Source organism: Sorangium sp. So ce204 (assembly GCF_051526795.1).
Classification (GTDB): domain Bacteria; phylum Myxococcota_A; class Polyangia; order Polyangiales; family Polyangiaceae; genus Sorangium; species Sorangium cellulosum_B.
This window is the reverse complement of record NZ_CP150317.1, coordinates 4,586,763-4,600,695: the sequence shown is the minus strand read 5'-3', so window position 1 is coordinate 4,600,695 and position 13,933 is coordinate 4,586,763. Positions and strand designations below refer to the sequence as shown.

Here is a 13,933-nt window from a genome sequence, read left to right as displayed (position 1 = left end):
CCGAAGCGGCGGCATGGGTGATATTTTCAAGGGCACGGATCAGACCACCGGCACCCCGGTCGCGCTCAAGATCCTGCGCGCCGCCGCGTCGCCCCAGGAGCGCGCCCGCTTCGCGCGCGAGATCTCGATCCTCGCCGATCTGCGGCACCCCAACATCGTCCAGTACGTCGCGCACGGCACCTGGCTCGACGGGCGCCTCTTCTTCGCGATGGAGTGGCTGGACGGCGAGGATCTAGGGCAGCGCCAGCGGCGCGCGCCGCTCGGCCTGCGCGACTCGGTGGAGGTCGTCCGGCGCAGCGCCGCCGCGATGGCCGCCATCCACGCCCGCGGCGTCGTCCACCGCGACCTCAAGCTCTCCAACATCTTCCTCGTCCGCGGCAAGGGCACCGCGATCAAGCTGATCGACTTCGGCGTCGTGAAGCTCGCGGTCCCGGACGACTGCCCCACCGAGCGCGGCACGATCATCGGCACCCCGCATTTCATGGCGCCCGAGCAGGCGCGCGGCGAGGCGGTCGACGCGCGGGCCGACGTGTACTCGCTGGGCGCCGTCCTGTTCCGCCTGGTCACGGGCAGGAACGTGTTCGAGACCGAGAACGCGATCGCCCTGCTCAGCCGCCTCGTTGTCGAGGATCCCCCGCGCTCGCAGCAGATCCGCTTCGACGTGCCCGAGGCCCTCGACGAGGTGCTCGCGCGCGCCATCGCCCGCGATCGCGAGCAGCGGTACGAGAACGGCGGCGAGCTGGCGCGCGCGCTCGCGCGGGTCGGGGAGCTGAGCAACGATCCCCCCGCGACCGACAGGTCCGCCTCGATCGTCCGGCGCGCGGCCGCCCAGGAGATGATGCCGAGGCCCGCCGGGCCGGGCGACGAGCGGCCGCAGGTGCGGCTCGCCAACGGCGAGCGGCGCGTGATCGCCTGCGCGCTCTTCGAGCTGGGCGCTGGCCCGCTCCGCCCCGCGCTGGACGCCGCGCTCCGCGAGGTCCTCGGCGACGACCCGCGGTTCGAGCCGCTCCCCGACGGGAGGCTCGCCGCGGCGCTCGGGGTGGAGCGCTCGCGGGGCGACGAGGCGGCGCGCGCCGCGCGGGCGGCGCTGACCGTGGCCCGATCGACGCCGGGCGCGCGGGCCTCGGTCGCGGTCGGGCACGCCGTCCGCGGCAGGGCGAGCCTCGCCGGCGAGGCGCTCGATCGCGCGGCGCAGCAGCTGGAGTACGCGGCGCCCGGCGCGGTCCGGATCGACGCCCACGCGATCGCCGCGCTGGAGGGGCGGTTCGTGGTCCAGGAGGACGCGCGCGGCGGCGTGATCGCCCACGAGGACGCGGCCGGCTTCGACGCGCGCAAGCCCGCCGGGCTCCCCACGGCGCCCCTCGGGCGCGAGCACGAGCTCGCGAGGCTCCAGGGCATCTTCAGCGCGATCGCCGGGGACGGCGCGCCGCGCGCGGCGCTCGTGACGGGCCCCGCCGGCATCGGCAAGAGCCGCGTCCGCGCCGAGCTGATCCAGCACCTCGAGACGGCGCCGCACGCGCCGATCATCCTGCTCTGCCGCGGCGACGCGATGAGCCAGGGCGCTGGCCTCACGACGCTGGGCCGCGCCCTGCGCGCGCTCATGGGCATCCGCGACGGCGAGCGCCTCGAGGACCAGGTGCAGAAGGTGAGCGCCCACGTGGCGATGCGCCTGGCCCGCCCGCTCCGCTTCCTCGCCGGCTTCATCGGGGAGCTCGCCGGCGTGCCCTTCCCCGACGAGGGCAACGAGCCGCTGCGCGCGGCCCGCGAGAGCCCGCAGCTCATGGAATCGCGCACGCGGATGGCCGTGGAGGCGTTCTTCCGCTCGAAGTCCGAGACCACGCCGCAGATCCTCGTCATCGAGGACATGCACTGGGCCGACAGCGCGACGGTCGAGCTCGTCGACTGGCTGCTCGGCTGCGCCGATCTCCGCTTCGGGGTCTTCGCGTTCGCGCGGCCCGAGCTCTCCGCCCGGTTCCCGTCGCTGTGGGAGCACCGCGACGTGACCCGCGTGACGCTCCCGCCGCTGTCCCCGGAGGCCGCGGATCGGCTCGCGGCGAGCGCCCTCCCGCAGGCCGACCCGGCCGCGCGCGGCGCCATCGTCCAGCGCGCCGGCGGCTACGGGCTCTTCCTGGAGGAGCTCATCCGGTCCGCCGCGGAGGGGCGCGACGGCGTGCCGCTCGGCGTGCAGGCCCTGGTGCAGGCCCGCGTCGATCGCATGTCGAGCGGGGTGCGCGGGGCGCTGCGCGCCGCGTCCGTCTTCGGCCAGGTCTTCTGGACGGCGGGCGTCGCGGCGCTGCTCGAGCGCGCCGTGGGCGCGGAGCTCGCCGAGCTGGAGGCGGGCGAGATGATCGCGCGCCAGCTGGAGCCGCGGGTCCCGGGGCAGGTGCAGTGGACGTTCCGGCAGGCGGTCGTGCGCGACGCGGCGTACGCGTCGATCCTCGAGGAAGACCGCGCCGCGCTCCACCTCGCCGCGGCCGCCTGGCTCGAGTCCGCGGGCGTCGATCCGGGGCTCATCGCGCGCCACGCCGAGGCGGGCGGCGACAAGGCGCGGGCGGCGCTGCTCTACGCGCGCGCGACGCGGGACCCGGCGGCGAGCGGCGCGGAGCTCGACGAGGCGCTCGAGCTCGCGACGCGCGGGCTCGCCTGCGGGGCCGAGGGGACCACGCGCGCCGCGCTCCTGGTCCGCCGGGCGGAGATCCTCGAGCTCCTCGGCCGCCTCGACGAGGCGCTCGACGCCGCGGAGCAGGCGTCGCGCCTCGCGCTGCCCGGCTCGGATCTGTGGGGCGAGGCGCAGGTCGTCGCGGCGACCTGCATGATCGAGGCGGGCCAGGGCGCCGAGGGCGACGCGCGCGCCGCGTCCGCGCTCTCTCCGCAGTTCGCGGCGGCGCTCTCGCCGTCGATCCGCGCGGAGCTCCTCGCGTCGCGCGTCCGCGCCCTCGCGGCGCTGGGCCGGCCCGCCGAGGCGCTCCGCGCCGCGCACGCGGCGATGGAGGCCGCGCGCGGGAGCGGCTCGGCCGGCGCGCTCCTCCACGCCCGGAAGGCCCACCTGGCCGCGCTGATGCACGCCGGCGACCTGGCCGCCGCGGCCTCTCTGGGCGCGTCGCTCGTCGCGGACGCCGACGCGGCCGGCGACGCCGTCATCGCGGCGAGGGCCCGCCTGAACACCGGCTCGGCGCTGAACCAGCTCGGCCTGTTCGAGGAGGCGCAGGCGCTGCTCGAGCGCGCGCTGCTCGACGCGCGGAGCCGGAAGCTCCGGGCGATCGAGGGGTTCGCGCTCCACAACCTCGGGATGTCGTACGCGCGGCTCGGCAACATCGAGGAGGGCGTCGCGCTCGAGCGCCAGGCGAGCGCGATCGCCGACGCGTGCCAGCTCTCCCGCCTCAGGTTCGCCGGCCGGCTGTACGAGGCGCTCTTCCTCGTCTGGCGCGGCGCCCCCGGCGACCACGCGACCGCCCACGCCGTCGCGCGCTGGCTCTGCGAGGAGGCGGCGCACCACGCGGCCGCGCTGCAGGCGATGGCGAGCTTCGCGATGGCGCGCGTCCAGCTGGCGCGCCGCGAGCTCAGGGCCGCGGTCGACGCGGCGCGCGAGGCCTCGCGCCACCTCGCGGGTGGGCCCATCGAGGAGTGGAGCGACGCGATCCGCGTCACGCTCGTCGAGGCCCTCCTCGCGATCGGGGACGAGCGCGAGGCGAACGCCGCGCTCGACGCCGCGTTCTCCGCCCTGGCCGCGCGCGTCGAGGCCCTGCGGGATCCCCGCCAGCGCGACGCGTTCCTCCGGGGGAACGACGACGTCGGGCGACTGATCGCCCTCGCTCGAGAGCGCCTCGGCCGGTCGCTGCCCTCGACGCCGCGGCCGCCGCACGCGGCGGACCCGTCCGCCCAGCGGGCCGCCGGGGCGCCGTCGCGGAGCAAGGTCGCGAAGACCGCCGGCGCCGTGGGACGGAAGGAGCGCGCCGAGGCGCCGAGCAACAACGATCCGGCGGCGCACCGGAGCGCGAGCGCTGCGCAGAGCAAGGAAGCGCACCCGGAGGGCGCGGCGGCGGCGGCGCACGAGAAGGGCGCGCCACGTTCTTGACGTTGGGTGGCCGGGTAGCTAAGGCCATCCGCGATGCGAAACAACGCTCCTGAGCGGCTCGTCGCGCGCTGTTCCACGTTCTCCACCCCTGCGCGCCCGGCCGGCGCGAGCCAGGGTGCTGCGCTGGCAGCCCGCCCGACCTCGGGCCGGTGGCTCAGGGCGCGCGTCCTGCCGCTGCTCGCGGCCGCGGCGCTCGGCGGCGCGGCGCTGCTGTCGCCCGCGCCCGCGGCCGCGCAGTCGAAGATCGCGGTCGTCGACGTGCGCCGCGCCATGCTGGAGACCGAGGAAGGGCTCCGCGTCCAGGCGACGCTCAAGAAGCTGTTCGACAGCCGCCAGGTGGAGCTCGACACGAAGCGCCGCGCGCTCGACGACGAGCGGGACAAGCTCGACAAGGAGGCCCAGACGGGCAAGACGCCGAAGGACGTCCTCCAGCGCAGGTTCGAGACCTGGCAGCGCCAGGCCGCCGAGTTCCAGGCGACGACGCTCGACGCCCAGCGCGAGATGCAGCGCAAGGAGAGCGAGCTCACGACGCCGATGCTGCAGAAGGTGCTCGGCCTCCTCCGGCGCCTTGCGGCGCAGGAGGGTTACGACCTCATCCTCGACAAGTCGGCCGTTCCCTACTACCGCGCCGATCTCGAGCTCACCGATCGCGCGATCCAGATGTACAACAGCGGGCAGGCCGGCGAGGCGCCGCCCGCGAAGGGCGCGCCGCCGGCCAAGGGCGCCGCCCCGGCGAAGCCGGCCGCGCCCGCCAAGAAGTAGCCGCGCAGCGTACGTCGCTCGAGGGGCGCTCGTGGCTCGCGCGCGCCGACGTCCGCGCGCCGTTTACCCTGCGCGCCGGCGGGGCCGCGTCCAGCGGCCCGGGGCGCCGGAGGCGCGCGCCGCGATCGGCCGCCAGGCCTGGATCGCCTCCTCCTGCGCCACCACGAAGTCGTGCGGATCGAAGCGCACGAAGTGCCCGGTGCGGACGATCAGCTCGCGCTGGAGCAGCCGGCGCTCGCCCGGGGTGACCCGCCCCGTATCCAGCTCGTCGAGCACCACGTCGGGCGTGTAGGGGCGCCCGCGGCGGTAGCGCGCGGTCATGTCCCAGCCCTGGCAGCGCTCGCGCCAGAAGGCCCGCCAGCGCGCGGCGTCCACCGTGGGCTGCTCCTCCATCTCTGGCGCCGGCGCCTCGGGCAGGTCGTTGGGATCGCTGACCAGCTGCGCGAGCTTGAGCTCGCGAGGCTCGCCCACGTCGGGCTCGGGCGGATCGGCGACGAAGATCTCCTCGTCCTCCACCGCGACCTCCTCCCACATCCCCGCGCCGGTGATCCGCTCCAGCGCGTAGGCCGCGGCGAGCTTCACGTCCCCGTCCACGTCGCGCTCGAGCAGGTCGATGAGCAGCGGCACCGCGGCGGCCGCGCCGGTCCAGCCCACGGCGAAGATCAGGCCGCGGCGCGGCGCCTCGGCGGCGCGCGCGGCGAGCAGCCGCGCGTCGGCGTCGTCGCCCGCGAGCGCGAGCAGGATCGCCGCGGCGTCCGCGCCGTCGGCCTCCTCCAGCGCGCCGCGCAGCGCGAGCGGCGCGTGCGGGTGATCCGAGAGCGCCATGGCCGTCCAGGCGGCCTCGCGGAGCGCCGGGTCCGGCGCCGCGGTCGACGCGAGCGCCCGCTGGATCAGCTCGGGCAGGCGGGGGCCCGGCGTGCAGCCGAGGTGGTGGAGCGCGCACGCCGCCACGGGGGCCTCGTCGTCCGACGCCGCCGCGACGAGCTCGTCCTCGGTCGCGAAGCCGCGGTAGGCGAGGACGTCGATCGCCATCGCGCGGACCAGCGGCTCGGGCTCGCGGAGCAGGCCGCGGAGCGCGAGCGGCAGGAGCTCGTGCGGGACCAGCTTCAAGGCGGCGCCGAGCGCGTCGATGAACGCCCTGTCCTTGCCGCTCCGGAGCAGCGCGAGCTCGGCCGCGGCGAGCGCGTCGCGGCCGGCGAAGCAGCCGAGCACCATCGCGCTCGCGAACGCGACGCTCGCGTCCTTCACTGGCGCGTCGGCCACGAGCCGCGGCACGTGCTCGAGCGCCGGCGCCCCGATCGCCGCGATCACGTCGATGGCCGCGAGCATGCGCCGCTCGAGGATCAGCGCGCCGCGGAACGGATCGCCGAGCAGCGGCGCCCGCTGCATGCCGACCATCGCGACCTCCTCGAAGCACTCGCGGGCGCGGGCGCGCAGGAAGGCGACGTCATCGATCGCGTCGCCGATCTCGGGCGCGAAGCCCGGCGGCGCGGGGCGCGCAGCTCCCTCCTCGGGGCAGGCCGCGGGCGGCCGCACCTCCGCGGCCGCGGGGAGCGCGCCGGGCGCGGGCGCCTGCTGCTTCAGCGCCTCGACGGCGGCCTCGAGCTCCTCGAACGTCCGCGGCCGCGGGATCGGCGGCGGGGGCTTCGCGACGAGCTCGGCCGGGGGCGGCTCCGGGACCTTGAGGAGCGGCGCGAGCGACGCCCGCTGGATCGCGTGCAGCCGCGGCCGGTCGCGGCTCGCCAGGATCGGCGGCAGGTCGAGCGGCGGCGCCGGCGGCACGAGCGCGAGCCGCGCCGCGGCTTGCTCGAGCCAGCCGCGCGCGCTCCGGAGCAGCTCGTCCACCGCCGCGAAGCCCGCGTCGAGCCCGATCGCCTGCTCGATCCGAGCGGCGATGTCGTCGGTTTCCGCCAGGGCGGCACGCACCGCGCCGAGGGGTTCGGCGCGGCCGTCGAAGGCGTCGTAGATCGCGCCGAGGGCCCGCTCCAGGGCGCGCGCGGGCCCGGTCAGGTCGGTCACCGGTTCGACGTCGTGCTCGAGCGACAGCGCTGCGCGGCGGAGCGCGGCGTGCGCGTTCTCGAGCTTGTCGTGGGCGAGCACGTCCGTGCCGGCGGGCGCGGAGGGCTGCCCCTCCTGACCGCCGGGCGCGACGAAGGGCAGGTATGAGAAGGACACGCGCCATGGATACACCTGCGCGAAGGAGGCCCCAAGACGCGCGCTGAGGTAGCCTGACCGGACGATGAAGGATCCTCCGCGGAGCGCGCAGAACGTCGACGACGTCGAGGTGTACGCGACGCTGGCCGCCCAGCTCGCGGACCCGAGCGCCGACCGCGCGGCGCTCCTCGCGGCGCACGGGCTCGACGAGGCCGGCTGGGAGGCGCTCGACGACGCCTGGCAGGCGCGGCTCTCCGAGGCGGACGACGACGACGGCGAGGAGGTGGGCGTGCCGCCGCTCGTCGTCGCCTTCGCCGAGACGTTCGCGCGGGTGCAGCGCGCCCGGGCGAAGAGCGAGCTGTCGTTCGAGCGCTTCCTCGAGGCCGCGCGCGGGTTGAAGCGGGGCATTGACATGGCGACGGTGCTGAGCCGCCTGGACCTGACGCTCGAGGACTACCTGAGCGCGCAGCAGCGATGGACCGCGGCGATGCTCGAGGACGAGGCGCTCATGGCGCGGTTTCAGCGGGCGATGAGGTAACCGGGACAGCCGCGGGGCGACATCGGCCGGGCCGCCGCAGCGCGCCGCCCGACGGTGACGAGAGGGTATGTTCGTGGACATGGTGGAGCGCGACGAGGAGGTCCGATCGATCCGGCTCGAGGAGCTCGCCGCCGTGGCCGGGGCCCTCGAGGCGGGCCTGCCGCGCGACGAGGTGCTCGCGGACGCGGGGCTCTCGGCCGCGGCGTGGGAGGCGGAGCGGGAGCGGTGGATGTCCAGGCTCGCCGCGCAGGCCGCGCGCGGGCAGCTGCGATCGAGCCGCCGGTACCTGGAGCTCGTCGCCGCGCAGAAGCGCCGCGCCGAGGAGAAGGCGCGCAGCGCGCGCAGGAAGCTGGAAGGGCCGATGCCGGTCGCGCCCGCTGCGCGCATCGCCCCGCTGCAGGGGGCGCCTCGGGATGGGGCGACGCCGCCGCCTGCCGCGGGCGTGAGCGACGAGGGGGCTGCGCGATCTCCCTGGGCCAGGCTGAACGCAGCGGCGCCGCCGGCCGGGGTCGTGCAGCCTTCGCCGTTGCCACCGCCCGGGGTCGTGCAGCCTTCGCCGTTGCCGCCGGCCGGGGTCGTGCAGCCTTCGCCGTTGCCGCCGCCCGGGGTCGTGCAGCCTCCGCCGTTACCGCCAGCCGTGCCGTCGCCGTCGCTGCTGCCGGCCGTGCCGTCGTCACTGCCCATGCCGAGCCTGGAGCGGCCGTCCACGGCACCGCGAGCCCGCATGACGCTCCTCGGCACGACGTCTCTCCCGCGCCGGGATGCGCTGCCATTCCGCCAGGACGTGTCGAACGCGCCCCCGGTCGAGGGGACAGCGACGTCACCGGCAGACGGCCCGGAGATGGAGACGACGAGCATCGGCACGGTCGGCGCGCAGGCGGCCGACAGAGCCTTGCCCTTCTCCGGCACGGCCCCTCTACCCCCGCTCGACGCCGCTCTGCCCTTCTCCGGCACGGCCCCTCTACCCCCGCTCGACGCCGCTCTGCCCTTCTCTCGCCCGGCCTCCTCGCCGCCGGCCGCCAATCCCTTGCCCTTCTCTCAACCGGCCTCCTCGCCGCCGGCCGCCAATCCGTTGCCCTTCTCGCGGCCGTCCTCCTCGCCGCCCGCCGGCAACCCCCTGCCCTTCTCGCGACCGGCCTCCTCGCCGCCGGCCGATAACGCCTTGCCGTTCTCGCGACCGACCCCCTCGCCGCCCGCCGACAAAGCGCTGCCCTTCGCTCGTCCGGGCCAATCGCCCGCGCCGGCGCGGCCCGCCAGGGGAGAGATCGCTCCGCAGCCGCCCCAGATCCCGACGGGGAGCTGGGCCCTGCCCTTCCTTCAGCCAGGCGCCGTCGAGCCGCCCGCGAGCCCCATGCCCACGGAGCCCGCCGCGCAACCGCACGCCGGCGCGGACGACGACGAGATGATGCGCCGCGTGGAGCGGATCTCCCTCGCGCGGTACGCGCGCCTGTGCGCCGACATGCGCGACCATCCGAATCACATCCCGCAGATCCAGAGCCACTATGGGTTGACCCCACAGAGCTGGATCGCGCTCCACAGGAGTTGGCACGAACGCTTCGAGTCCGATCCGGCGCTCAAGGCGCAGTGGCAGGCGCTCCTCGGCCAGAGCGCGCGGAGCTGACGACCCCAGCGCTCGAGTCGGGCGCCGTTCAGCGCTGGCGTCGAGAGGTGTCGAGGCTCGCCGCGCGGGTCTATTTTGATTGACATCGGCCATGTGAACGTTCACAGTGCGGTCCTGGGGCATCCTTTTGCTTCGCCCTGAACAGCCTGCGCTCGTGACCTCGCCTGCAGCAATTCGCGGGCGAAGCGGTGCCATGGGCAGAGCCGCCTCCGATCCCTCGACGGGAGCGAAATTCGCGGACGGCGGAACTGCGGCAGACGTCGCCGCCGCCACCGGCGGAGACGGCGGCGACGTCGACCACGCGATCGACACAGCGAACCGCGACGACAGAGGGACGGTCTCCAGCGTGCCCTGCTCGACCATGAAGAAATCGGCCTCGGCCGCCCGAGCGGTCGTGATCAACGGCTCTGGACCAACAGGTAAGGTGAACATGCGTCGCTCACGTACATTGGCGAGAATGGCTTGTTGCGGGGTCGCGCTCGCCTCGGTCGGGCTCGTCGCGAGCCCCTCCGCGCTGGCCGATTACCCCATCGCCTCGCACCGCTACCTCGCCGACCCCGCCTCGCTGGTGCACGACGGGCGTGTCTACCTCTACGCCTCGAACGACGACGACAACGTCAAGGCAGACGGCTCGGACGGCAGCTACGAGATGGCCTCGATCGTGGCGGTCTCGAGCAGCGACCTGAAGAACTGGACCGATCACGGGGAAGTGCTGCGCGTGCCCCGCGCCGCCTCCTGGGCGACCTACTCGTGGGCCCCGGCGGTCGTGGAGCGCGGCGGCACCATCTACATGTACTTCGGCAACAGTGGGAACGGTATCGGCGTTGCCTCGAGCGAAAGCCCGACCGGACCGTTCAAGGACGCGAAGGGCAGCGCCCTGGTGACCTCGAACACGCCCGGCGCCTCGGGCCCGAACATGTGGCTCTTCGATCCGGGCGCCTTCGTCGACGACGACGGCCAAGCGTACCTCTACTTCGGCGGCAACGGCGAGCAGAACGCGCGCGTCATCAAGCTCAATGACGACATGGTGAGCGTCTCGGGCTCGGCCACCGCGATCACGGTGCCGTACTTCTTCGAGGCCGCCTGGATGCACAAGCGCAACGGCCTCTACTACCTGTCGTACTCGACGAACCCTGACAACGCCCTGCGGATCGACTACCTCACGAGCACGAGCCCCATGTCCGGCTTCACCCACCGTGGCACGGCGGGGCCCCAGCCGCCGAAGAACAACAACAACAATCATGCGGCGATCTTCGAGTATGGCGGCTCCTGGTACCACGCCTACCACAATCGCGCTGTCGCCACCGATGCCGGAGAGCCCACCGGCTATCGCCGGAACATCGCGCTCGAGCCGCTCACCTACAAGGACGACGGCTCCATCGTGCCGGTGACCTACACGACGGACGGGCTCAAGCAGACCGGGAACCTCGACCCCTACGCGCGCGTCGAGGCCGAGACCTTCAACGCGCAGCGCGGCATCGAGACCGAGCCCTGCGAGGAGGGCGGGATGAACCTCTCGTTCATCAGCGGCGGCGACTGGGTGCGCCTCCGCGGGGTCGACTTCGGCGAAGGGGCGGAGAGCTTCCGCGCGCGCGTCGCGAGCGGCGCGGAGGGGGGCAGCATCGAGCTCCGTCTGGACGCGCGCGACGGCACGCTCGTGGGCACCTGCGCGGTCGGGGCGACGGGGGGCTGGCAGACGTGGACCGATACGTCGTGCACGGTCGACGGCGCCACAGGCGTTCACGATCTCTATCTGGTCTTCACCGGCGATGGGTCGACCCTCTTCAACGTGAACTTCTGGCAATTCTCGCCCATCGGGGGCGGAGGCGCCGGCGGGGGTGGCACGGGGGGAAGCACGAGCGGCGGGGGCGACGGCAGCGTCAGTAGTGGCATCGGCGGCGGCGGTACCGTCAGCGCCGGCTCCGGCTCCGGCTCCGGAGGAGCGCCCTCGACGGGCACGGCCACGGGTGGAGGCTCGCCCAGCTCGACGTCAGCCGCCCAGGCGTCGTCGGGCGGCACCTCCGGCGAGGAGTCGACCGAGCCAGCCGGTTGTGGCTGCCGCGCGGCGAGCCGCGCGCCGTCCGGAGGTGCCCTCGCGCTGACAGCGCTGCTCGCGGCGTCCCTGGGGCTCCGGCAGCGCGGCCGGAGGGGGCGTGGCCCGGAGGTGACGAGCGGGAATCGATAACCAAGCGGACGAGCGCCGTCTCGCCGCGAATGCGCTCGATCGTTCACTCCGACTCGGGCCCGATCTCCGAGAACCAGTCATCAAGCTCGGCGAGCGTCCTGGCCCAGGCCACGAGCGCGGCTTCACCTCCCAGACGCAGGAGGAGCGTGTCCAGGCATGCGCCGTTGTCATAACCCCGATCGTACGTGAAGAGAGGCGTGATCTCGGCGATCGTGGGGCACCACGCGTCGGGTGAGGCGCGCTCTCGCCACACGTCGCACAGGCTCTCTTCCGACATCCAGGGGAACATGCTGCAAAGCGCGTCATCCGACTCCTCGGGGCGCTCGCGGAGCGTCTCCTTCACCGTCTCGGCGACGGCCCCGGACAACCGCTCCCGCGCCTCCTGGGAGAGCGATGGGAACACGGCCGCCCACGCGCGCAACCTGTTCGATGCCCGAGCTGCGCCCCGCACGAGCTCCGCAAAGCGGGCCGCATCCTCCCCGCTCTTCAGCGCCTCCCCTACCAGCTCGAGCATTCCAGATGCCTCCTCGTCATCCAGGTCCGGACGCAGAAGAGCCTCCACGTCGGAAAGCGAACCCAGCGCGAGAGCGACCTCCACTTCAGCTTGATGCCGGTCGTCGTCTCCTTCCATCGCGGCGCAGAAGCTGGTCGCAAGGTCCCTATCGCCCAGCTCCGCTGCACGACGGGAGAGGGCGGCGAAGACCTCGTCACCACAAGGTCCGACGTGTGGCAAGACCTCCTGGTGGATATGGCGGAGCTCTTCCAGCGTCGCCAGTGCGGCCCAATTCTGGACCGCGCCGTCGCTGCCGCGAAAAGCCTCCGGCGGCTCCGAGAAGAACATGCGTGCCAGCTCGGCCCGAAGCTCCGCGCTGACATACGGAGCGTACTCGGAAGCGGCATGGCCCCGCTGGTCGCCCTTCACCTGTCTCACCCGAGCAACGAGATCTCTTTGGACTTCATCAGCGAGCCAAGCCGGCAGGTTCCCGTCGAGAAGCGGCTCGGTATTTCCCAAATATCCCCGAGATTCACCCTGCCAGCGTCGAACGAGAACCCGCGCTTCATCAGGATCCAGTCGGCTCCACGCGCTTTCGGGCACGTACTTGAGAAAGCGCCTTGCCATGACAGGGAACCGATCGGCAGACGCGAGCCAGCCCATGGCCGTGTGGACGGTGCCGGCTGCACCTTCCGAGCTGACCGCGAGCCGCTCCGCCAAGACCTCCAAGCGATCCTCCACCCTTGGCAATGCGACCAACCCAGCATCCACCTCTTTGATCATTACAACACGACGCGCTTCCGGGCAGAGACGCGCAAGCCTGACGCGCCATATCAGCCGCTCTTCTTCACGCAAACCAGAGAGGCGTCCCTCAGCGAGGAAGAGCACCTCGTCTCGCGCCGGAGAGCACAGCCGCTCCGCGATTCGCAGAAGCGGGCCGGTTACTGGCGCGGCGAACCTATGACGAGACTTCAGCTCCCTGAGCACGCGGCTCTTGGAAGCTGATCCACGTTCGACCGATGAACGCGTCAAGCCGGTCTCCGCGAGCTCAGCGACGGCGCGTTCGGCTTCACGCAACAATGGATCTGGCCACATCACAGCGGTTGGCGACACCACAGGTAGGACGGATTTCCACAGACGCATCCGCCGCTCCACGCTCAGCGGCTTGGCGAGCTCAATGGCTGCGCCCGCTTGAAAGATCCCCTCACGGATGGCACCGGCGACGATGTCTGGGAGCGCGTGCATGAGCGTAGTGACGAGCTGCTCGAAGATCGTTCGCAACCGCAGCGCCTGAACCATGCACCGGCCGCGCTCGGCCGCCGACACCGCCTCGAGGAACGCCGAATGGCTTCTCCGCCACGCGGCGACGACGAGCGCACGAAAGCCGAACGCGCCACCGTCCAAGGACTCCCACGCCGCGCGCATCGGTTCGGCGATGACACGATCGATCTCTTCACCTGTCGCATCATGATGCACGAGGTGAATCGATCCATACCGGACGACGTATTCTGCTCGAGAAAGGGCGACATCGACCTCTCCGAAGACACCATCGAGAGTCGCTCGAACGTAGGCATTCATGCACTCGTGCCCGCGAGAAATCCCGTGGTCGATCGAGCGGCGGACGACCTCTTCACCCCATGCCCTATCCAGGAACGCTACGCCGTCCTCGGTCCGGGAAAGCCATGGTGCGAGCCGCTCCAGCGTATCCTTCACTCGATCCTCCGACCGGCTGGAACCAGCGACCCTGGCAAGCTCTGCCTCCGGTATTGGCCCGCTCGCAGCACCCAGAATGGACGCCGTATCGAAATCGACGTCCTCGGGCAGTTCTGCGACTGGGCGCGCAGGCAGGTCCTCAATCCAAACCTCTGACCACTCACTCCCTCGATGGAACAACCGCTCCCGCACCGCAGCCGTTCGTCTCGCGCCATCGCCCTCAGCACCGCACACCGAAACCCACACGCGAACATCAGTGGAGAACGTCGCAGACAATCCAAGCCGCGACCATACTGCCGGGTCGTCATTGTCACCAGCGCCATCGAGGATGATGAGCAGCGGCATCTCCGGGGTTTCGTCACCGTCGATGAGCGGCCGGATATCATCGGCTA

Annotated in this window: 7 protein-coding genes; 5 read left to right on the top strand and 2 right to left on the bottom strand. The window is 73.0% G+C overall.

Annotated elements, in window-relative coordinates; all coding sequences use genetic code 11:
* Positions 1-13 precede the first annotated feature (13 nt).
* Both WMF22_RS17110 and WMF22_RS17105 read left to right on the top strand, forming a co-directional pair.
* Complete coding sequence (locus tag WMF22_RS17110; protein ID WP_438036393.1) at positions 14-4,075, top strand: serine/threonine-protein kinase; 4,062 nt, start codon at positions 14-16, stop codon at positions 4,073-4,075.
* 33 nt (positions 4,076-4,108) lie between these two features.
* Entirely contained in the window at positions 4,109-4,837 is a 729-nt protein-coding gene (locus tag WMF22_RS17105) for an OmpH family outer membrane protein (protein ID WP_438036392.1), read from the top strand.
* 63 nt (positions 4,838-4,900) lie between these two features.
* Here the strand turns inward: WMF22_RS17105 and WMF22_RS17100 are convergent, their stop codons facing one another.
* Positions 4,901-7,012: a hypothetical protein gene (locus WMF22_RS17100; RefSeq protein ID WP_438036391.1), complete on the bottom strand. Its 2,112-nt coding sequence runs from the start codon at positions 7,010-7,012 to the stop codon at positions 4,901-4,903.
* Between the two features lie 64 nt (positions 7,013-7,076).
* Here WMF22_RS17100 and WMF22_RS17095 point away from each other — a divergent pair, with 64 nt between their 5' ends.
* The 3 genes from WMF22_RS17095 to WMF22_RS17085 all read left to right on the top strand — a co-directional run bounded on the left by WMF22_RS17095 (position 7,077) and on the right by WMF22_RS17085 (position 11,335).
* Complete coding sequence (locus WMF22_RS17095; RefSeq protein WP_438036390.1) at positions 7,077-7,529, top strand: hypothetical protein; 453 nt, start codon at positions 7,077-7,079, stop codon at positions 7,527-7,529.
* Between the two features lie 67 nt (positions 7,530-7,596).
* Positions 7,597-9,150 carry a hypothetical protein gene (locus WMF22_RS17090; RefSeq protein ID WP_438036389.1) on the top strand — a complete coding sequence of 518 codons (1,554 nt, stop codon included), beginning with the start codon at positions 7,597-7,599 and terminating at the stop codon, positions 9,148-9,150.
* Between the two features lie 457 nt (positions 9,151-9,607).
* On the top strand, positions 9,608-11,335 hold the full coding sequence (locus WMF22_RS17085) for a glycoside hydrolase family 43 protein (RefSeq protein WP_438036388.1): 1,728 nt from the start codon (positions 9,608-9,610) through the stop codon (positions 11,333-11,335).
* A 43-nt stretch (positions 11,336-11,378) separates the two neighbouring features.
* On the opposite strand, the gene WMF22_RS17080 is transcribed toward WMF22_RS17085, so the two are convergent.
* Positions 11,379-13,886, bottom strand: coding sequence for a hypothetical protein (locus tag WMF22_RS17080; RefSeq protein ID WP_438036387.1), 2,508 nt, complete (start codon positions 13,884-13,886; stop codon positions 11,379-11,381).
* Between the last annotated feature and the right edge of the window lie 47 nt (positions 13,887-13,933).